Here is a 20,764-nt window from a genome sequence, read left to right as displayed (position 1 = left end):
ATTGGACAATGATCTTCCGGCAACTGTTCGACAGCGTCTCGTTTACATATACCTATCTTCTTGGCGGTCATGCCGGAGGGGAAGCGATTATTATCGATCCAGTTTTTGATAAGGTCGATCGCTATTTAGGCTTGCTGAACGAATTGGACCTTCGATTGATAAAGACCGTGGAAACTCATGTACATGCGGATCATATCACCGGTAGTGGCGCGCTTCGCGATGAAACTGGATGTGTCACAGTTATGGGCAAGGAATCCAAGGTCGATACGGTTTCCATGCGGGTCGATGATGGAGACGTGATTGAAGTGGATAATATCCGCCTGGATGTCCTTTATACGCCGGGCCATACGGATGATTCATATTGTTTCAAGATGCCGGGAATGGTTTTCACCGGGGATACTTTATTAATTCGGGGGACCGGTCGAACAGATTTTCAGCATGGAAATTCGCGGGCTGGTTATGAGTCTATCTTCAATAAACTGCTAACCCTGCCTGATGAAACCTTAGTCTATCCGGGTCACGATTATAAAGGCGACACGGTTAGTACCATTGGCGAAGAACGTTCCTTTAATCCGCGTCTTCAGGTGAGCTCAGCAGATGAATATGTAGAGATCATGGACAACCTCAATCTCCCCAATCCGAAATTAATGGATGTGGCGGTGCCAGCTAACTTAAAAATTGGGCTGGCCCAAGACGATCCTTACATTAAGAATTGCACGTTGGCAGCGGATAAGCTGGTGGGCGCCTTTGGTACGGAGAATAGATTATTTGTCGACCTACGCGAAGACGGAGAGCGTCTGCAGCACGGCATCATTCCAGGATCAGTTCATATCCCGTACAACCACCTTGATAGCTATCTTAAACCGGGTGGCCTGCTAACAATTTTGGCGCAAAATGGGGGGCAGGATTTAGTGCTTTATTGTGCCTTTGGGGAACGCTCCGCTATGGCTTTAAAAGCAATGGAAAATTCGGGAATTAAAAACATCTATCATCTAGGTGGTGGAATTGATGCCTGGTCGAAAGTAGGGGGTGAGTTGAACCCACCACCATAACCGTGAGGGTTCAGTATTAAGCGTGGTTAATCTGAGGGGGATCGGTGCTCTAAATCCTCCTCACGGTGAATTGAGTAGAATTAGTCCGTAATTAAGACATAATCGATTGCTAGTATTCGAGAACGGACGGCATTCATTGCGGGCATTCTCTGTGGGAGCACACATGAATTTCTTTAAAGTTCTGATGAACCCTGACCAAGAAGAAAAAGAACTCGGCGAGCGTATGATTGTCGCCAAGGCTGCAAATCTATTGCAGGTTGGTGAATTCCAGTTGCTGCAACTGGCCTATGTTGACTGGTACGGTGAAGAACTCGGTGAAGAAATGTCGTCGTTCCTCTTTAAATCCTACATGATTGAACACCAGGTTCCGCCCTGGGCTCGGCATTATGCCCGAAAGATATTAGCGTTGAGCGAGGACGGACAGCTTGATGACCGGGAACCCAGCTATCATAGATATGATCGCGACTATCACGAAAATGGTCCGAGAGGCCTAAAGGCCTTTTGTCTGGCATCAGCAGCGTGCGTGTTCATGTTGGTTGGAGGATTGATGTTAGCTGACAAGACTGCAACCAAATCAGCGACATTACTGCCACCATATTTCGGCGAAGATGAACTCAAAATCTCCGACCAGGGGAAACAATCTTCGATGACTTGGGGGCGGTCGGATACCATTCCGCCCCATCGGGCACCGGCACCAATTCCCTGAGTTGCAAGGCAGCGACGAAGCGGCTAACGTTCATTTATGTTTGAATCAGCCGGCGAATACGAAGGTCTCGTTAACATCATTTTCCTAGCTGCGACGGCGGCCATCGCTTTTCACGCGATCCGTTTTCGTGATGCGAATGGCGAGTCCGATTGGGTTCGATTGCTGTTTGGAACGATCGCCGCAGTATTTTTCTTCAAGGTCTTGTTTGGCGATATGTTGAAGCTCGTAAGTTTCTAACTTCAAGGCTTATACATGCGCTGGTCTTTGTCTTTCTCAGGCACGCGCAAGAGACGCTTTTCGGGTGGTAGGGCCAACTGCTTCTCAAGATAGGTAGCGCGTTTACGAACCGTTGCCGGGTTTGGTGTGGCATAAAGGACATTAGAAATTGTGCCAGGGCCTTCGACAGTCTCCTCATCAGTTCTGAGCGCGTTGGCATAATCATAAAGCGCCTTTTTATATCTACCCGTGCGGTCGTATAGAATCCCTCGGTTGGTGTAGGCTGCTGCCAAGGTGCCGATGCCCGTCAAATCATCTGGAACCAAAGTCTTCTTGAGAAATCTTATAAGATAGGTGAATTCGGCCTCGGCTTCGGCCGTTTTGCCCATTTGCATATAGGCGATCCCTCGACCCATTAAGGCGCCACGGTGATCGGGGCTAATGTTTAGCGCCGCCCCAAAGCGTTCAATGGCCTTGTCATATTTTTTGTCACTCAGGAAGATATCGCCTTGGCGAACTTCGTAGTCACCGACGGGTGTCTCTACAGCTTCCCGGGTAAATGCCCAAAATATGAACATCACAACAGTGGCGGTGCCCATCAGAATGACATAGCGGCGAAGAATATTTCGGTTCATGGTTGGGGTGTCTGAAACAGGGTGTTTGTGTAGAGGATGGAGAATATAAAACACAAGAGGGCGGCCGTGACATACGCACGCTTCTTGAGTGCGTCACGCTTCTCTTCGTCCGTCGGTCCATGCTTGCGCTCAGCCCGGCGTACCGACATCACCCAGATCAGTTTGCGCACCGGGAAATAAAGACCGACTCCCAGAACCAAGGTCCACAGCCATTGTGCTTTTAACAAGTATTCCATGATTATATTTGTGCCACGATGCGGCGCAAAAAAAAAGGGGAAGGGCGTAAACCCTTCCCCAAAAATTGAGAACGCTCTCGGCTAGTTGCCAGGAGCCTCCAGCGTGGTGTCGCCGATATCCTCGACCAACGCCTCGACTTCTTTGTCCGGAAGTGTGGACATTTCCATCTTGAAGGCGAGGAACCACATCATGAAGACACCAAGAGCCCAGAACAGGATCTGCCAAGCCCAAATTGAGGGCATGCCAAATGTCCAAGCTGCATAGCCTGCATTCGGTGCACCGAAGATGTCATTACCAATGACAGCACCAGGCCCGACGCCGAAGAAGAACCACAACAGCGTGATCGCCCAAGCGACAGGGACAAGGCCCTTTTTCTCAGGTGACAAGCTGGCGTGTTCGCGCAAGAAGTTGTGATACTTCATCTTATGCGCTGTCTCCGCATCGTCTTGCGTCATCATCGACAACGGTAAGCAGACAGCCAAGTTGCAGAACATGCCCCAGAAAGCTGAGTGCATGGTCAGCGGCCAACGGCCCCAACCGAGTTCGATACCGAAGAATCCGGCAATCGAAGTGCCGAAGTTCTCAGTAAAGATAACGCCAAGACAACCAGCGGCCAGACCCCATGTGACGCCCTGACGGGTCATCCACGGGAACCAGGTAACCGAGGCCAATGACGGCCACATCTGGAAGCCGAAGGCAACAGCCAGACCACCCAACAGAACCAAAGCATCCTTGGAGAAGGTTGCCACAACCAAAGCGGCGAGAACGATAAAGGCAACGCCCATCCGTCCAAACAGCTTTTGCGTCGCGTGTGACGCATCTGGGTTCAGGTAGCGCTTATAGAGGTCTCTGGTCAGCATACCGCCAGCCGTTGACATATATGCGGCACCCGTGGACTGCATCGCTGCAAGTGCACAAACTGCCAGCAAGCCAACCAGCCAAGGTGATGACTCCCCAATCGTATTAAAGTAGTGGGGAACCAACCCGCCTTGTTTATTCGCGGTTAGGTCTGGAAGGATGCTTGCGATCATACCTGTCTCAGCGGTCACCGCGCCATTGGCACCCAAAAGATGTGCGCCCATGCCTTGGAAGGCCGTGAAGACAAACAGGATCAAGCCGATGCCGAACGAAGAAGCCCAAACCTGCTGCGTTGCAAAAGGTTTCGGATCGTTGTTTGCAAAGGACCACATGGTGAACGCCGGGGCGGAGTGAATGCCCATAAGCGCAAACATGTATGTCAACACCATGACGCCAGTCCAAAGACCGCCGACAGGAGTTTCTTTACCCAGACCGGCTGTCCACTGGATCACGCCGGGTATAGCAAAGTAAGCGTTATACCCCTCCGGAGTGGTCTTCCATTTACCGACACCGGATGCGCCCAACTTGGCAAAGCCTTGGTTCATCGCTTCAAAACCACCAGCCGCATTCAATGCGATCATACCGGTGATTACGATACCAAGGGCGAGCAGGACGCACTGCAGTGTGTCCACGTAAGCCACAGCGCGGAGACCGCCTGAAGCCACATAGATTAACACAACCGCAGACAAGACCCACATGCCGACTTCTACGTCGACCAAGCCGTCTGTCAGGACGTTGAACAAGAAGCCAGAAGCCCGAAGCTGTAGACCCAAATAAGGGATCGAGAACAGCAGAGCCACGACAACCGTCAAAATCCGGATCGCGTCGCCACGGAAATAATCAGCAAGCATCTCGCCCGGCGTTACATAGCCGAACCGCTTGCCCAACATCCATTGGCGCTTAAGGAACATAACTCCCGTGAACGGAATTGTAATTGCGTAGAATGAAGCATACGCGTATTGAAAGCCGTCACGATAAACCAAACCGGGATGACCCATGAAGGTCCATCCCGAAAACGAAGTTGCCGTTGCCGCTAGCACAAATACCCACATGGATATCTGACGTCCCGAAATAAAGTAATCGGTAGCGGTTTTGGCCATCTGGGCACATTTAATGCCCCAGAATATGCAGTAGGCCCAATAGAGCGCTACAAACACAAATAACCATATGACTTTAGGTGCCACGATAAGTCTCCCGTATTGCCGGTCCCTAGTTAACCAACGGTGCTTAGCGTATTAATTTTTTAGTCTTTGCCAAACACCACAAAGTAAAAAATCGACGGACCCGTTTTTAAACGCCGTGTCAGGTCTCTAAATTTTTGGCCTATCCCCCAATGGACATAAGCGGCACTGTAGAATCAATACCATGACCAATTTTTGGATACAATGGTCCAAAATCGCTACCTAGGTCATAAGGGGGGATGTGAATTCCGGGGATAAGTGCTGTTTATACGAGAAACTTATTAATCGCGAGCCTTCTGGTTAAATTACTTAATTCCTATTGAAATGCTTTAATTACAATGGTTTAATAGACGCATGAGGGCGGTTCTCATTGGCTATAAAAAGGTTTGAGTAAGACGTTAGAAGGATTGAATTAGGCCGTTATAAGTCGCAAAATTTTATAATTAAAAAACGAAATTGGGGGGGGTGTGCAGTCTCAAACCGCTATATTTAGCAAACTAGTCCGCGATTTCATGCGCGATTCGCCGGTCGTCGTGGCATCAGGTTGCCCGGTAGGAGAGGCCGTTGCCCTATTGGCAGCGTCAGAAAACTCCTGCGTAACGGTGATTAATGGGGTGGGGGTGCCGGTTGGCATTGTTACCGAAGCAGACGTCACCGACCGCATTGCCTTCCAGATCGATAAATTAACGACGATTGACACCGTCATGACATCGCCGGTCGCGATTATTGAAGCGGACGAATATTTATACCACGCCATCGCCCGCATGCGCCGACAAGAGATTCGACACATGCCTGTGGTTGACGTTGGCGGAACCGTTGTCGGTGCCTTGGACCTGCACGATGCCTTAGCCGTGGCGGGCGGGCAACTTATGGGCCAAATCGATAGCCTGACTCGGGACGACAGCGTTGAGGGCCTAACCCAAGTTAAGGCGGCCCAAGTGGAACTGGCGGATCAACTCTTCGCCGACAATCTATCGGCGACCGATATTCAGGAACTGCTGACCCACATCAATCGGGATATCTATAATAGAGTTGTTGAAATGAATTTGGCGGCGATGAAGTCGGAAGGATTGGGAGACCCACCGGTCCCGTTTTGCGTCATCGTCATGGGCTCCGGCGGTCGGGGTGAGAACTATCTGTTTCCAGATCAGGACAATGGCTTCATCTTGGATGACTATCCTGATGAGCATCATACAGAGATCGATGGATGGTTTATCGACTTGGCCGAACGCATGGTTTGGGATTTGGATAAGGTCGGGGTGCCCCTTTGCAATGGTGGGGTCATGGCAAACAATCCTTTGTGGCGGAAGACTTTGTCGCAATGGAAGGAGCAGATCAGCCTCTGGAGCCGTAAGCGCGACACTGCAGCGCTTCGACTTTGCGATATCTTTTTTGATTACCGTATCGCCTGGGGGGAACAACGTTTAGCCGACGAACTTCGCGAGCATGTCACTAAGATAGCGCATACAAGCCCGATGTTCCTTCGCCAAATGTACGAAGATGATGTTGAACACCGTGTCGCACTTGGGGTCATGGGAGGGCTGTTCCAGCGCTTTGTCACAGAAACCGAAAATGAAGACCACCTGGGAGAATTGAACCTAAAGCACACGGGCACCTTGCCCCTGGTCGAAGCCATTCGATTGTTGTCGTTGCGCGAAGGGATAGAGCAGGTTTCAACCCTTGGGCGGATGGAAGCGCTCCATAATATGGGAATTTTCGATAACGATGAATACGATTATCTCATCGGTGCCTTCCGCCATATTTGCCGTTTGTTGCTGCGCCAGCAGATTAAAGACTTTAAAGCCGAAAATGATGTTTCCAACTTCGTCGATCCAGACAGCCTGAGCGAGCGTGAAAAAGATATTCTCGTCGATAGTTTCAAGGCCATCCGTGAACTTCGCGGGCGGGTCAAAGGTGAATTTACGGGAGATATTTTTTAGAACCGCTGTTGCATCTTGCGCACGTGGACCATTTTGTTCGCCGCGCGGAGGGCCTGATAAAGCGTTGTTATGCCTCGGGCTTCTAAGCGGTCGAGCATTTGAGTAAATACCTTTGCGGTGACCAGCGAATCTCCTAATGCTGTGTGCCGACCTTCAATTTCAATCCCATATCGTTCGGCAATCGCATCCAATGAATGTTCGGACTCGTCGTTGTCCAAAAATACCGACAGCAACAGCGTATCCAGCACGATGTTGTTGAAGACCGCGCCGGTCTCTGCTTCTTTCAATTTTAAGAATTTCATATCGAACGCTGCGTTGTGTGCGATTAAAACCGAATCTTCAACGAATTCTCTGAATTGATGAAGCACTTCTGTCGCGGGGGGCTCTGCGGCGACCATGATGTCGGTAATGCCGTGAAAGCGAATGGATTCCTTTGGAATGGAGCGACCTGGATTAATGAGCCGCGAAAATGTGACTTCGCTTAGGACTTCATTGTGCGCAATGCGGACGCCGCCAATTGAGATCATCTCATCCCCCGCCGAGGGCCGAAGACCAGTCGTTTCTGTATCGAACACTGTGAACGAGAGGGTCTTCAGCGGCATGCCGTCCAGTTCTTCCACATTCATCGGCTGATCAAATAAATCAAAGTCGAAGAATTCAGGACGTGCAGGCAGAACCCGGTGGTCGTGTTCGTGAGCTGCAAAGCCACGCGACACAACTCGCCAAACCACAGCTTGGACCAGGACAATAAAAAGCCCCACCCAAACCCCCGCCCAGATGTTTCCGGCAAACATCCAAGTCAATGCGCCAACCGCCACGATGGCGGCAAGCCCAAGGACCCCAATTCCAATCAGAACGATGTTTCGAAGGCTCACGTGTTTAATTCCCAACTTCCTCTTATTTCATCGTAGCAGGGTTCGCGGCTGGATGAATGTCCTAAATCCGCCTATTGTGCGGCCCAACAGTTTTAGAATAATGCACATAAGGATTGCCATCCATGCCTGATCGCTTCGGCCCCCGAGGGGTCTTCGCCGTTATTATTCCCCAACAAAACGCCAACATGCAGCCTGAATATGAGCGCATGCGGCCAGACGGGATCAACAATCAAATGTATCGCTTCGATATTTCTGATCATGACCGGGTGGCCGAAGCCGTGCTGACTACAGTGCCGCAAACACTTGGCTGCTTTCCAGACATGATCATTACCGGAAATTCAATTGAGATGCGAAATTGGTCGGTGGACCGCCAACGCCTATATTGTGAACAGATTGCGGCGCTAACCGACGGTGTTCCATTTGTCACCGCGACAGAGGCAACGGAGAACGCGCTAAAAACCATGGGCGCGAAACGCATCGGCATTGTATCGCCGATGTCAGAGGAATATTCGAAAAGCGTTCAAGCATATTACGAATCTGCGGTTGAGATCGAGGTGCCCTATGCCTCGTGGCTCCAGGTCAAAGAATCAAAGGACATTATTAATGTGTCGGTCGAAAAAATACTCGAAGCCTTCAAAGCCATTGATCACGATGATGTAGACGCCTTCCTGCACGTCGGTGGGGCGCTTGGGATAACGGGAATGTTGGAGGAACTGGAGCAAAAACTGGGCCGGCCCATCGTGTCATCGAACGCTGCCACTTACTGGTACGCGCTCCGAAAGCACGGCATCTCAGATCCTATGCCGGGCTTCGGTCAATTGCTGATGAAGACGGAAGTCAGCGCTTAGATTCTTTACCAATTAGCCTCAGGTGCGTATTAAGAGGCGCAAATTAACATTTTAAAGGCGAAGTCATGGCCTCCTACCAATACATTTATGTGATGAAAAATCTCTCCAAGACCTTTTCAGGAGGCCGGGAGATTCTAAAAGACATTACACTTTCATTTCTTCCTGGCGTCAAAATTGGCGTTTTAGGCCCCAATGGTGCGGGTAAATCCACGCTTATGAAAATTATGGCCGGGCAGGATGAAGAATATAACGGCGAAGCCTGGGCGGCGGACGGTGTTACGACCGGCTACCTTGAGCAAGAGCCTGATCTGGACCCGGACAAGGATGTCATGGGCAACGTCATGGAAGCCATGGGCGAAACCAAGGCCCTTGTTGATCAGTTCAATGAACTTAGCGCCAAGTTTGCCGAGCCCATGGATGACGACGAAATGAATGCCCTGTTGGCCGAACAAGGTGAATTACAAGAAAAGATTGATGCCGTGAATGGCTGGGACCTGGAACGGACCTTGGACGTCGCCATGGATGCGCTCCGCTGTCCGCCGGGCGATGCCGAAGTCACCAATCTTTCGGGCGGCGAAAAACGCCGGGTCGCGCTCTGTCGTTTGCTGCTGCAAAAGCCCGATATCCTGTTGTTGGATGAACCCACAAACCATTTGGATGCGGAATCCGTTGCTTGGTTGGAACGCCACCTGGAAGACTACGAAGGCACAGTCATCATCGTGACACACGATCGCTACTTCCTCGATAATGTGACCGGCTGGATTCTTGAACTCGACCGGGGCCGCGGGGTTCCGTACGAAGGAAATTATTCATCCTGGCTGGAACAAAAAGAAAAACGCCTGCAACATGAAGATCGACAGGAAGATGCACGCCAGCGAGTTCTCAAGCAAGAGTTGGAATGGATACGGTCATCGCCGCGTGCCCGCCAAGCGAAAAGCAAGGCCCGGGTTACGGCCTATGATAATTTGGTGGCAGAGGCCAACGAGCAAAAATCTGGCACGGCGCAGATAATTGTTCCGCCGGGGCCTCGCCTGGGTGATTTGGTGATCGAAGCACAGGGGCTTAAGAAGGGTTTTGGCGACCGACTTTTAGTTGACGGCCTGGATTTTAAACTCCCCCCCGGCGGTATTGTCGGCATTGTCGGTCCCAACGGTGCCGGTAAAACGACCCTTTTCAAAATGATTACGGATCAGGAAAAACCGGATGGCGGCGAATTACGTATCGGCGATACTGTAGCCTTAGGGTATGTCGATCAATCGCGGGATTCATTGGATGATTCAAAGACAGTCTGGGAAGAAATTTCCGGTGGTTTGGATGAACTTGAATTGGGTAAGCGCTCCATTCAAAGCCGCGCCTACGTTGCCCAATTCAACTTTACGGGTGCCGACCAGCAAAAGAAAGTTGGCCAGCTTTCCGGCGGGGAACGGAACAGGGTCCATTTGGCAAATATGTTGAAATCTGGCGCCAATGTCTTGCTGTTGGACGAACCGACCAATGATTTGGATATGGAAACCCTGCGGGCCTTGGAAGCGGCATTGTTGGAATTCGCGGGCTGCGTGCTGATTACGTCCCATGATCGCTGGTTCCTGGATCGGTTGGCAACGCACATCCTTGCATTCGAAGGCGACAGCCAAGTGGTCTGGTTCGAAGGCAACTACGAGGACTATGACGCAGATCGACACCGCAGATTGGGTACGGAAGCGGACCAACCGCATCGCATTAAGTACAGACCTTTGACACGGAATTAAGATTGTGTCCGCCGATCCGGCAAATAACCCCGAACGACTGCACGACAAGCCGACAGGGTTGATTTCGATCAGTGATATTGGTGTTGTTATTGGGTTGCCGATCCTAACGACAATTTCCTGGTTGGTACCCGCGTCATGTTGGCCAGGGGTTTGCCGATTTATTTCTGGTCTGGCGATGGCGTTTCAGCCGGATCGTTGGGGTGAACGGGCCAAAATCATCGAGAACTGGGCGCATGGCGCCGAATCTGATGAAAAACCGTCGGCACGGGCGCTGGCTCGGGCCGCGATGGCGGTGGAAATAGAGCGCTCTTTATTGATGCTGCGCTTGCACCGGCCCTTTAAACGCTGGTGCGATGTGACCTTGGTCGGCGCTGAGCATATTGATGCGGCGCTTGCAAAAGGCAAAGGCGCGATCATCTGGGACAGTCATTTCGCTTTAGCAACAACTGGCACCAAGATCGCTTTGTCGCGCTCAGGTTACGGCCTTCACCATCTCAGTAATATTTATCATGGCTATTCCAGCACATCTTTTGGAATCAGGGCTTTGAATCCGATTTGGGTCGCGGCGGAAATGAAGGCGATAGCAGAACGTGTTGTTGTCGCCTATGTTAACCCCCGTCCCGCGTTGGATGCTTTGCGCGCCCGATTGGAAGAAAATTCAATTGTCTCTATCGTTGTCCGGAGCGAAGCCTCCCGGGTCGTTACGACTCCGTTCTTTGATGTCACCTTGGCATTGGCCCCCGGCGCACCTGTCTTGGCCGCAAAAACCGCTGCACAATTGCTGCCCGTATTTACCGTTCGCGATAAAAGTGGAAAGGTCGTCACGACAGTCGAAGCCCCTATCGACCTCTCTGGCTATGAAGAGAACAGACCTGCTGTACAGGCAGCGGTGGATGCCTACGCCAAAAGGCTGGAGCCCTGGCTGCGGCAGTATCCAGACCAGTGGTTATCCTGGGGCCAATTAATTCAGCGGAAGCCGCGGACCTGACGAATTTTACAATATTGCGATAACGATACAAATAGTATTTGCAGGGTTGCTTCAGAGTCGTCAGGCTTAAATGAAAAACATCCCTTGACATAATCACATAAATATATACTTATATCATTACTTGATTTAATATCTCTCGAATACGGTCGATTAATATGGATGCATTACTTACCGCTTTACGCGCAGTTGCGGAACCAACGCGACTTCGCATATTTGCTTTGTGTGCGGCAGGTGAACTCACGGTCAGCGACCTCACACGCATCCTCGGCCAAAGTCAGCCGCGGGTCTCGCGACATCTTAAACTATTGACCGAAGCGCGTGTCCTTGATCGGACGCCGGAAGGCAGTTGGGTATTTTACCGATTAGCCAGGGATAGAGGCGGCGACGGTCGCGTGGACAAACTCCTTGATCTTCTGCCGATGGATGATGAGACCTTGGTCCTTGATCGCAACCGGTTGGCGGACGTTAAGGCAGACCGGTCACGGGCCGCAGCGGATTATTTTCGCCAGAATGCCACGGCCTGGAACAGTCTCAGATCCTTGCATGTGGATGAGGCTGAAGTGGAAAGTGTTATCGCCCGTCTGTTACCAAAAAGCGGGCTGGGTCGTCTTCTGGATGTCGGCACGGGAACAGGCCGCTTGCTTGAGCTGTTTGCCGACCGGGTGGAAAATGCGATTGGCGTTGATATGTCACCCGAAATGTTGGCGGTGGCCCGGGAAAATTTATCGCAGGCGGGCATTACGAATTGTTCAGTTCGTCAGGCCGATATGTTCCAGCTTCCGTTTAGTGCCGGAACATTTGATGTCGTGACGATTCACCAAGTTTTACATTTTGTCGATGCACCAGAATTGGCGCTGGCTGAGGCAGTTCGCGTATTGCAATCAAATGGTTGCTTGTTGTTGGTTGATTTCGCCCCACATGAGTTGGAGACCCTTCGCAAGGATCATCAGCACCGCCGTCTCGGTTTCAGTGAGCAGGAAGTCAGGGCGTGGTTTAACACGGTTGGTCTCGAAGAAATGGAAACGGTGCATCTATCCGGAGACCCATTAACGGTCACGGTTTGGTTGGCAGGAAATACCGCTCATGGATATGACCGAGACATCGTTTCGGCAAAAGGGTAAAGAAGAAGAAAAGGTATGGATATGACGACGACCCTTAAACATTCTCAGGATCTACCAGGTCCTTATCTTGCATCGCCGCTACCGCGCGATGTGACGGTTTCGTTCGAGTTTTTCCCGCCGAAAACGGAAAAAGCCGAACGATCTCTGTGGACATGCATCGAGCGCTTGGCACCCGTGTCGCCGTCTTTTGTGTCGGTAACCTATGGCGCGGGAGGGTCAACCCGGGAAAGAACCCACGCGACGGTGTTGCGCATCAGACAGGAAACAGACCTTGAGCCCGCCGCGCACCTGACGTGTGTTGGGGCCACCAAAGACGAAACAAAAGAGGTTGCCCAGCAATACTGGAACGAAGGAATTCGCCATATCGTCGCTTTGCGGGGGGACCCCCCTGACGACGCAACAAAGTATGAACCACACCCAGGTGGCTATGCTTATGCGGCAGATTTAGTCGCAGGCCTAAAGGAAGTCGGCGATTTTGAAATTAGCGTTGCGGCTTTCCCAGAAGTTCACCCCGAAGCTGTAAGCGCCGAAGCGGATTTAGATAACCTGAAGCGCAAGATAGATGCCGGCGCAAGTCGGGCCATCACGCAGTTTTTTTTCGATGTGAATGCCTATCTTCGGTTTATGGATAAAGCCCGAGATGCAGGCATAATCGTTCCAATAGTCCCGGGCATCCTGCCGGTTACTAATTTTGCCCGCGTGGTGCAATTCGCGGCGATGTGTAACACATCGGTGCCGGGCTGGATGGCAGAATTGTTTGATGGGCTTGATGATGACCCGGAAACCCGGTTGCTGGTATCTGCGACTGTTGCTGCGGAACAATGCCGGGTATTGTACGCCGCAGGTGTTCGGCATTTTCATCTTTATACCTTGAACCGGGCCGACTTGGCGTATGCCATATGTCACATGTTGGGCGTTCGCCCGCCCGCGGAATTGGAACCTTTATTAGACGATAACTTATAAAACGGAATCGAAAATTGCTTAAATCAAACGAAGATAAAACCGCCCTATTGGAAGACCTTCTTGCCAAGCGCATTCTCGTGCTGGACGGCGCCATGGGCACGATGATCCAGGGCCATAATTTGCAGGAAGCCGATTATCGGGGCGAGCGGTTCAAGGACTGGCCGTCGGATGTGAAGGGCAACAATGACCTGTTGATCCTGACCCGCCCGGAAATCATCAAGGGCATTCACGCGGCGTTCTTGGATGCCGGCTGCGATATTGTCGAGACCAATACATTTAACGCGACGTCGATCTCTCAGGCTGATTACGGGATGGAAGAGATTGTCTTTGAGCTGAATAAAGAAGGCGCGCGCCTGGCCCGTGAAGCCGCTGACGAAGCGCAGGCGAACACACCGGATAAGCCGCGGTTCGTTGCGGGTGTTCTGGGGCCGACAAATCGCACAGCGTCAATCTCACCCGACGTCAATGATCCGGGGTTTCGCAATGTAACCTTTGATGGCTTGGTAGAAGCTTATACGGAAGCCACGCGAGGACTTGTTGAAGGCGGGGCCGATATCATCCTAGTGGAAACAATCTTCGATACGTTGAATTCCAAAGCAGCACTTTACGCTGTCGCCAAATTTTTTGATGACGAAGGCATTCGCTTACCGGTAATGATTTCGGGCACCATTACCGATGCATCGGGTCGGACCTTGTCAGGTCAAACACCGGAGGCATTTTGGTATTCGGTCTCTCACGCAAAGCCAATTAGCATTGGATTTAACTGCGCCCTCGGGGCCAAGGATTTACGCCAGCACGTGCAGTCTGTTTCAAGGGTCGCGGGTGTTAACGTTAGCGTCCATCCCAATGCCGGGCTGCCCAATGAATTTGGTGAATACGACGACACGCCAGAATATATGGCGGAACAGCTTCGTGAATTTGCCGAAAGCGGTTTTGTTAATATTGTCGGCGGATGTTGCGGCACGCGGCCTGAACATATCAAGGCCATTGCGGCTGCGGTGAGTGACGTTGCACCGCGCAAAACTCCCGAACTGGAAACGACTTGTCGACTAAGTGGGCTTGAGCCGTTGGCATTCAACGATGTGACCGGCTTTGCCAACGTTGGTGAACGCACCAACGTTGCAGGCTCAGCGCGTTTTGCGGCGTTAATCCGCGAAGGCGAATATGAAGAAGCGCTGAACGTCGCCCGCCAGCAAGTCGAAAATGGCGCTCAGGTCATCGATGTCAATATGGACGAAGCGATGCTGGATTCCGAAGCGGCGATGGAAACGTTTCTGAAAATGGTTGCTTCAGAGCCGGACATCAGTCGGGTGCCTGTGATGATCGACAGTTCAAAGTGGTCGGTGATTGAGGCCGGGCTAAAATGTATCCAAGGCAAGGGCGTGGTCAATTCGATCAGCCTTAAGGAAGGTGAAGAACCGTTTATCGAACAAGCCCGAGAAATTCTCCGCTACGGTGCCGCGGTCATTGTCATGGCATTTGATGATAAAGGGCAGGCGGACAGCCACGCCCGCATGGTGGAAATCTGCACGCGGTCCTATAAGGTCCTCACTGAAAAGGTCGGCTTTCCGCCACAGGATATTATTTTCGACGCTAATATTTTCCCGATCGCGACAGGTATTGAGGAGCACAACAATTTCTCCGTTGACTACATCAACGCTATTCGCGATATCAAAAAGACTCTGCCTCATGCATTGACCAGTGGCGGTGTCTCCAACATGTCGTTTTCATTCCGCGGAAATAACCCAGTGCGGGAAGCCATGCATTCGGTGTTTCTTTACCACGCGGTCGAGGCTGGTATGGACATGGGCATTGTTAACGCAGGTCAATTGGCAGTCTATGCCGATATTCCGGATGACTTGCGGGAACGGGTTGAAGACGTGGTTCTCAACCGACGCGAGGACGGAACTGAACGGCTACTGGAAGTTGCCGACCAAGCCAAAGGCCAGGCCAAGTCAGAAACGGAAACGCTCGCGTGGCGCGAAGGGTCTGTTGCCGAACGCCTCAGCCATGCCCTTGTCAAAGGCATTACAGAGTTCATCCTTGAGGACACTGAGGAAGCGCGCCTTGCCGCTGATCGTCCGTTGGAGGTTATCGAAGGCCCGTTGATGGATGGCATGAACGTGGTTGGCGATCTGTTTGGATCGGGTCAGATGTTCTTGCCTCAGGTTGTGAAAAGTGCGCGGGTGATGAAGCAAGCGGTGGCTCACTTGCAGCCCTTCATCGAAGCTGAAAAAGAAGCGCTCGGCGACGTGTCCTCCAAAGGTAAGATTCTGATGGCGACGGTTAAGGGTGACGTCCACGATATTGGGAAGAACATCGTCGGGGTGGTCTTGCAGTGTAATAATTATGACGTCATAGACCTCGGCGTCATGGTGCCGTATTCAAAAATTATTGAGACGGCGCGGGCTGAAAATGTTGATATTATTGGGCTGTCCGGCCTGATCACACCATCGTTGGAGGAAATGACGACGGTGGCGGCTGAGTTAGAGCGCGATGGATTTGATATTCCGTTGCTCATCGGTGGGGCAACCACATCTCGGGTTCATACGGCAGTGAAGGTCGCGCCAAATTATAATGGGCCGACCGTGCATGTGCTTGATGCTTCACGTTCGGTGGGGGTTGTCAGCAACCTGCTCAGCGATACTGCAAGGGATACGTTTGTTGAAGAGGTCGCAACCGAATATCAGGAAATCCGAGACAAGCGCGCCGGTAATGAACGGGCAGATAAACACCTGTCATTAGCAGACGCGCGTGCCCGAGGTCCAAAAATCGATTGGTCAGCCTCACCTTCCCCGAAGCCCAAGTTTGTCGGCATTAAGTCATTCGACAATTACCCTTTGGCCGAAGTCGCGACGCGCATTGATTGGACGCCGTTCTTCCGAACATGGGAATTGAAAGGCACCTACCCAACAATTTTAAAGGATGAAAAAGTTGGGGAAGCAGCACAATCCTTGCTTGATGATGGCTTGGATATGCTGAAAGAAATAGTCATGGAGAATTGGCTGAAGGCAAAAGCCGTTGTTGGGATATTCCCAGCCAACTCCGTGGGACATGATGATATAGAAGTTTATACCGATGATACCCGGACTGAGGTTTTGACCAAATTCCATTTCCTGCGCCAACAAATGGAAAAATCTGAAGGCCGCAATAATTATTGCCTCGCTGATTTCGTAGGCCCCAAGGATACTGGAGCTTCTGATTATATTGGCGGGTTCGCGGTCACTGCTGGATTAGGGATTGAGAAAAAGCTGGAAGAATTTGAACGTGAACACGATGACTACAAAAGCATCTTGTTAAAAGCACTGGCGGACCGACTGGCCGAAGCCTTTGCCGAGCGCATGCATGAACGCTTGCGTCGGGAATTCTGGGGCTATGAAGACGGCGCAGATATGCCCAATGACGATTTGATTAAGGAACTCTATCAGGGAATCCGGCCGGCACCTGGCTATCCGGCCTGTCCAGATCACACGGAAAAGGCCACTTTATTTAGTCTTCTGGATGCGGAAAAGAATGCATCAGTTGAGTTAACCGATGGCTTCGCCATGATGCCGGCGTCATCGGTTTCGGGCTTCTATCTGTCCCATCCAGAAAGCCAATATTTCGGGATTGGGCGAATTGGTCGTGATCAGGTTGAAGACTATGCCACCCGCAAAGGTATTCCCCTAGAAGAAGCGGAAAAGTGGTTGGCGCCTAATTTGGGCTATTAGTTTTAAATAAGATCGTCTAAAATAATTTGACGGACACATCCAGTTATTATGGATGATTATTACTTTCGCAATTTGGCGAATTTGGAATCTAATTAATTATGACGGCTACTGAGGGCGCTAAAAAAGCGCGAATTCTCTGCATTGAAGACGAACCCGAAATCGCAGAACTGATTTGCGTGGCGCTTCGCGACCGGGGCCACGATGTAGAAGTCGCTACAACCGGTAAGGCGGCCATTGACGCCTTTAAATTAAACCGTTTCGATTTAGCAACAATAGACTATCAACTTCCGGATATGACCGGTCTTGATATCGCTCGGAAATTTATCGCCGAAGCACCGGATGTACCCATAGTAATTGTTACTGCAAGCGGAACCGAAGAGGTCGCAGTGGAGGCCTTGCGACTGGGTGTAGCCAATTACATCGTAAAAGACAATGTGAATAGTTTTCTCAGTCTCCTACCTGTAGCCGTTGATCAAGCCATTGAAAATAAATCGTTAATTAAAAATAATAAAGCGTTCCAGGCGCGGCACAATGAGCAGAAAGATCACCTGCAGGGGATTTTGGATAGTGTCGTGGATGGCATTATCACAATCAGTGAAAAAGGAAAAATCCAATCCTTTAATAAAGCGGCGGTATCTATCTTTGGATACGATATAGATGAAGTGATTGGCAAGAATGTTAGCGTTCTCATGCCCAATCCAGACAAACGAAAGCACAATTCCTATCTGAAAAATTATCATTCATCGGGCGATGCAAAAATCATTGGAATTGGCCGTGAAGTTGTGGGCTTGAGGAAAGATGGCTCAAAATTTCCCCTATCGCTTGCGGTGAGTGAACTCAAGCGGGATGGAAAATCAGTTTTTACCGGAATTGTCCGTGATATTACGAAGCTCAAGCAGGCTGAAGAGGCTTTGCGAGAATCGGAAGAACATAACCGGCTACTTCTCGATTCCGTTGGTGATGGAATTTATGGTGTCGATATTAAGGGCTGCTTCACTTTTGCAAACGCTGCAGCGTTGACAATGCTTGGGTATACGCTCGAAGAATTACTTGGTCAAAATGCGCATAACCTAACCCACCATAGTTATGCAGACGGGTCGCCCCACCCGAAAGAAGCATGCCCGATGTTCGCCTCCCGTATCACTGGCGAACTCCACACCGAAACTGATGATGTGTTTTGGCGCAAAGATGGAGGTAGTTTTCCGACCGAATATACCTGTACGCCTATCAAGAAAGGTACAGAACTAATCGGCACGGTGGTGATTTTTAAAGACATTACGGAACGAAAAATATCGGAAAAACAAATTGAAACCTTAGAAGACCGATTCTTCGATGCCATCGAAGCGATCTCCGAAAGCGTCTATTTGTATGATAAAAATGACCAGTTCGTGATGGGTAATTCGAAAATATACGAAGAATTTTCTGATTTTTCTCATCTCTTGGTTCCTGGAACCCCAACCAAAGTAATTGTTCAAGCAATTTGGGATGGTCTTCTTCATCCTGATGCCAAAACGGATCATGAAAGCTGGCTGAAAGAAATTATGGCTTTTCATGACCAGCCACGTTCCACGGTTGTGCAGCACCTAAAGGACGACCGCTGGGTCGAGGTTATTCGTTATCGAACGGTAGACGACAGCACCTTAGTAATTCGAACGGATGTTACGGAACGTAAAAATGCCGAGGCCGCCTTGGCTGAAAGCGAAACCCGTTTCCGCGCTCTAATTGAGAACAGCCCTGCGATGATTATCCTAAAGGATTTAGATGGGCGCTTCATTATCGCGAATGAGGCTTTCAAGGAAATGATGGGGCTCACTGAATCAGATATTATTGGCAAGACAGCTGTTGATGTTGGTTGGCCAGATGACGATCACAATAAGGGTGTTAATGGTTACAGAATACAGGTTATTGAGAAACGGCAACCTTTGACTCAAGAAAGAGATATGAGGTCACCGGAGGGGCGTATGCGTCCCTGCATTGTTACAAATTTTCCAGTTTTCAATGATGCAAATGAGGTCGTTGCCGTCGGTCAAGTTTTAACTGATATCACTGATCGAAAACGCGGCGAGGAATTGCTTCGAATTAGTCAAACGGCGACGGAAGAAGAACGCCGAAAGCTCCAAACCGCGATTGACAGCCTTCAAGAAGGTTTTGCCTATTTCGATGCGGAAGACCGTCTCATTAATTTTAATAAACATTTTGCAGCCCATCACAAGGACATAGGGTTTGAACTAAAATCAGACTTAATGTGGGAGGATTTAGTTCGGGCTCGGATCAAGCAAGGACACATCCACCGTGCAGTCGGGCGAGAGGAGGAGTTTATCGCCGAGCGGAGGGCTCTACATCTAAATCCACAGGGGCCTAATATTAATAAACAGGGGGACGGCACCTGGAACATGGTTACCGAGCAACGTACGCCGGATGGTGGATCAGTGGTCTCCATCCTCGACATCACAGATCTTAAGAATACGGAAGAGGCGCTAAAGAACGCGAAAACTGTTGCCGATGAAGCCAACCGGGCTAAATCGGACTTCCTGTCGACCATGAGCCACGAACTCCGTACGCCCTTAAATGCAATATTAGGATTTGCCCAATTGCTGGAATCCAATCCGAAAGAAATACTTACCGAAATTCAGACGACTTCAGTTGCTCATATCAGGAAGGGCGGCGACCATTTATTGAAATTGATCAATGATGTTCTTGACCTCGCGAAGATCGAAGCCGGAAAGGTAGACCTTTTCAAAGAAGACGTGGCAGTCAAAGAAGTTTTAAATGAATGTATCTCTTTGGTTAATAATAACGCAGCGAAACTAAAGCTCAGTATAAACCAGCATTACGCTTTCCCTGGGAACCCATTTATTTTCGCAGACAAAACACGCCTTAAACAGGTTCTTCTAAACCTGCTTTCCAACGCTGTGAAATATAATACAAAGGACGGCGAGGTGATTGTTACATGCGAGAAAACACTGGAAGGAATGCTCAAAATAAGTATTGCCGATACAGGTGTCGGGATTGCCAAGGAAAGACAATCCGAAGTCTTTCAGGCTTTTAACCGACTGGGGGCGGAAACATCAACAATTGAAGGTACGGGTATTGGCCTCTTGGTGACCAAACGCTTGGTTGAAGAGATGGGTGGAAATATTGGCTTTGAGAGCGAGGTTGGCAAAGGCAGTACATTTTGGACGGAATTTCCTCTGGCCGTATTAGGCGATGATTCAGAGGAAAAGTCGGATAATGATGAAGCAAATGTTCAATCCAAAAATCTCTCTGGCAAGGTTCTGTATGTGGAAGACAACCGCGCAAACCTTGAACTGATGAAAATGATCGTTGATCGCATTGATGGCTTGACCATGATCTCCGCACCCAGTGCTGAATTGGGTTTGGACTTGGCAAGCGCAGAAAATCTCGACCTCATTATCATGGACATCAATTTACCGGGAATGAACGGCTTTCAGGCGCTAGAGAAACTCAAAACGATGAAACAGACCATCAATACACCGGTCATTGCCCTCTCAGCCAATGCGACAGACAATGACATTGAATTAGGAGAAAAAGCTGGATTTCACGAATATCTAACCAAACCAATTGACGTCGCTGAAGTCTTTAGTTCAATTGAAGCAGCTTTAAAATAATTACCATAAAGTCCTGAAGATTTGCCCAAAGTCGGGCAGTGTTGTGATAAGCTACAA

15 protein-coding genes are annotated in these 20,764 nt (G+C 50.2%); 11 read left to right on the top strand and 4 right to left on the bottom strand.

From position 1 onward, the window contains the following. Window positions 1-8: 8 nt before the first annotated feature. From HOM51_00720 to HOM51_00710, 3 genes are all read left to right on the top strand, one after another. Entirely contained in the window at window positions 9-1,052 is a 1,044-nt protein-coding gene (locus HOM51_00720) for an MBL fold metallo-hydrolase (protein ID MBT5033015.1), read from the top strand. Between the two features lie 163 nt (window positions 1,053-1,215). Beyond that, window positions 1,216-1,758, top strand: coding sequence for a hypothetical protein (locus tag HOM51_00715; GenBank protein MBT5033014.1), 543 nt, complete (start codon window positions 1,216-1,218; stop codon window positions 1,756-1,758). Between the two features lie 36 nt (window positions 1,759-1,794). Next, window positions 1,795-1,995: a hypothetical protein gene (locus HOM51_00710; GenBank protein ID MBT5033013.1), complete on the top strand. Its 201-nt coding sequence runs from the start codon at window positions 1,795-1,797 to the stop codon at window positions 1,993-1,995. A gap of 2 nt (window positions 1,996-1,997) precedes the next feature. Here HOM51_00710 and HOM51_00705 read toward each other — a convergent pair whose 3' ends face one another. The 3 genes from HOM51_00705 to HOM51_00695 all read right to left on the bottom strand — a co-directional run bounded on the left by HOM51_00705 (window position 1,998) and on the right by HOM51_00695 (window position 4,888). After that, window positions 1,998-2,609, bottom strand: a complete 612-nt coding sequence (locus tag HOM51_00705) for a tetratricopeptide repeat protein (protein ID MBT5033012.1) — start codon at window positions 2,607-2,609, stop codon at window positions 1,998-2,000. Beyond that, a complete protein-coding gene (locus HOM51_00700; GenBank protein ID MBT5033011.1) occupies window positions 2,606-2,845 on the bottom strand; it encodes a hypothetical protein in 240 nt (79 codons plus the stop codon). Before HOM51_00700 ends, HOM51_00705 begins: the two co-directional genes overlap by 4 nt. Window positions 2,846-2,926: 81 nt before the next feature. Beyond that, the gene (locus tag HOM51_00695; protein MBT5033010.1) at window positions 2,927-4,888 is read right to left on the bottom strand and encodes a sodium:solute symporter; all 1,962 of its coding nucleotides are present in this window, start codon (window positions 4,886-4,888) and stop codon (window positions 2,927-2,929) included. Window positions 4,889-5,352: 464 nt separating this feature from the next. Between HOM51_00695 and HOM51_00690 the strand changes: the two genes are divergently transcribed. Beyond that, window positions 5,353-6,825 carry a CBS domain-containing protein gene (locus tag HOM51_00690; GenBank protein MBT5033009.1) on the top strand — a complete coding sequence of 491 codons (1,473 nt, stop codon included), beginning with the start codon at window positions 5,353-5,355 and terminating at the stop codon, window positions 6,823-6,825. Here the strand turns inward: HOM51_00690 and HOM51_00685 are convergent. Continuing rightward, window positions 6,822-7,619, bottom strand: a complete 798-nt coding sequence (locus tag HOM51_00685; GenBank protein ID MBT5033008.1) for a hypothetical protein — start codon at window positions 7,617-7,619, stop codon at window positions 6,822-6,824. The two genes, HOM51_00690 and HOM51_00685, sit on opposite strands and share 4 nt — an antisense overlap. A gap of 203 nt (window positions 7,620-7,822) precedes the next feature. On the opposite strand from HOM51_00685, the gene HOM51_00680 reads away from it, so the two are divergent. The 7 genes from HOM51_00680 to HOM51_00650 all read left to right on the top strand — a co-directional run bounded on the left by HOM51_00680 (window position 7,823) and on the right by HOM51_00650 (window position 20,707). Beyond that, entirely contained in the window at window positions 7,823-8,548 is a 726-nt protein-coding gene (locus HOM51_00680) for a hypothetical protein (GenBank protein ID MBT5033007.1), read from the top strand. A gap of 65 nt (window positions 8,549-8,613) precedes the next feature. Continuing rightward, entirely contained in the window at window positions 8,614-10,296 is a 1,683-nt protein-coding gene (gene ettA / locus HOM51_00675) for an energy-dependent translational throttle protein EttA (GenBank protein MBT5033006.1), read from the top strand. Between the two features lie 4 nt (window positions 10,297-10,300). Continuing rightward, window positions 10,301-11,284, top strand: coding sequence for a lysophospholipid acyltransferase family protein (locus HOM51_00670; GenBank protein MBT5033005.1), 984 nt, complete (start codon window positions 10,301-10,303; stop codon window positions 11,282-11,284). A gap of 155 nt (window positions 11,285-11,439) precedes the next feature. Continuing rightward, window positions 11,440-12,405 (top strand): metalloregulator ArsR/SmtB family transcription factor, encoded by a 966-nt coding sequence (locus tag HOM51_00665; protein ID MBT5033004.1) that lies wholly within the window; start codon window positions 11,440-11,442, stop codon window positions 12,403-12,405. Window positions 12,406-12,426: 21 nt separating this feature from the next. Next, the gene (gene metF, locus HOM51_00660; protein ID MBT5033003.1) at window positions 12,427-13,368 is read left to right on the top strand and encodes a methylenetetrahydrofolate reductase; all 942 of its coding nucleotides are present in this window, start codon (window positions 12,427-12,429) and stop codon (window positions 13,366-13,368) included. Window positions 13,369-13,382: 14 nt separating this feature from the next. Further along, window positions 13,383-17,078, top strand: a complete 3,696-nt coding sequence (gene metH, locus HOM51_00655) for a methionine synthase (protein MBT5033002.1) — start codon at window positions 13,383-13,385, stop codon at window positions 17,076-17,078. Between the two features lie 98 nt (window positions 17,079-17,176). Then, window positions 17,177-20,707: a PAS domain S-box protein gene (locus HOM51_00650; protein ID MBT5033001.1), complete on the top strand. Its 3,531-nt coding sequence runs from the start codon at window positions 17,177-17,179 to the stop codon at window positions 20,705-20,707. The last annotated feature ends 57 nt before the right edge of the window (window positions 20,708-20,764 follow it).

Source organism: Rhodospirillaceae bacterium, assembly GCA_018660465.1.
GTDB lineage: Bacteria > Pseudomonadota > Alphaproteobacteria > Rhodospirillales > JABJKH01 > JABJKH01.
Note: the sequence above shows the minus strand (reverse complement) of the source record. Positions and strands in the feature narration are given on the sequence as shown.

Bases quoted from the DNA above. Each gene is read 5' to 3' on its own strand.
- HOM51_00720 (MBT5033015.1), top strand. From the start codon at position 9: ATGATCTTCCGGCAACTGTTCGACAGCGTCTCGTTTACATATACCTAT.
- HOM51_00715 (MBT5033014.1), top strand. From the start codon at position 1,216: ATGAATTTCTTTAAAGTTCTGATGAACCCTGACCAAGAAGAAAAAGAA.
- HOM51_00710 (MBT5033013.1), top strand. From the start codon at position 1,795: ATGTTTGAATCAGCCGGCGAATACGAAGGTCTCGTTAACATCATTTTC.
- HOM51_00705 (MBT5033012.1), bottom strand. From the start codon at position 2,609: ATGAACCGAAATATTCTTCGCCGCTATGTCATTCTGATGGGCACCGCC.
- HOM51_00700 (MBT5033011.1), bottom strand. From the start codon at position 2,845: ATGGAATACTTGTTAAAAGCACAATGGCTGTGGACCTTGGTTCTGGGA.
- HOM51_00685 (MBT5033008.1), bottom strand. From the start codon at position 7,619: ATGTTTGCCGGAAACATCTGGGCGGGGGTTTGGGTGGGGCTTTTTATT.
- HOM51_00680 (MBT5033007.1), top strand. From the start codon at position 7,823: ATGCCTGATCGCTTCGGCCCCCGAGGGGTCTTCGCCGTTATTATTCCC.
- ettA (MBT5033006.1), top strand. From the start codon at position 8,614: ATGGCCTCCTACCAATACATTTATGTGATGAAAAATCTCTCCAAGACC.
- HOM51_00665 (MBT5033004.1), top strand. From the start codon at position 11,440: ATGGATGCATTACTTACCGCTTTACGCGCAGTTGCGGAACCAACGCGA.
- metF (MBT5033003.1), top strand. From the start codon at position 12,427: ATGACGACGACCCTTAAACATTCTCAGGATCTACCAGGTCCTTATCTT.
- HOM51_00650 (MBT5033001.1), top strand. From the start codon at position 17,177: ATGACGGCTACTGAGGGCGCTAAAAAAGCGCGAATTCTCTGCATTGAA.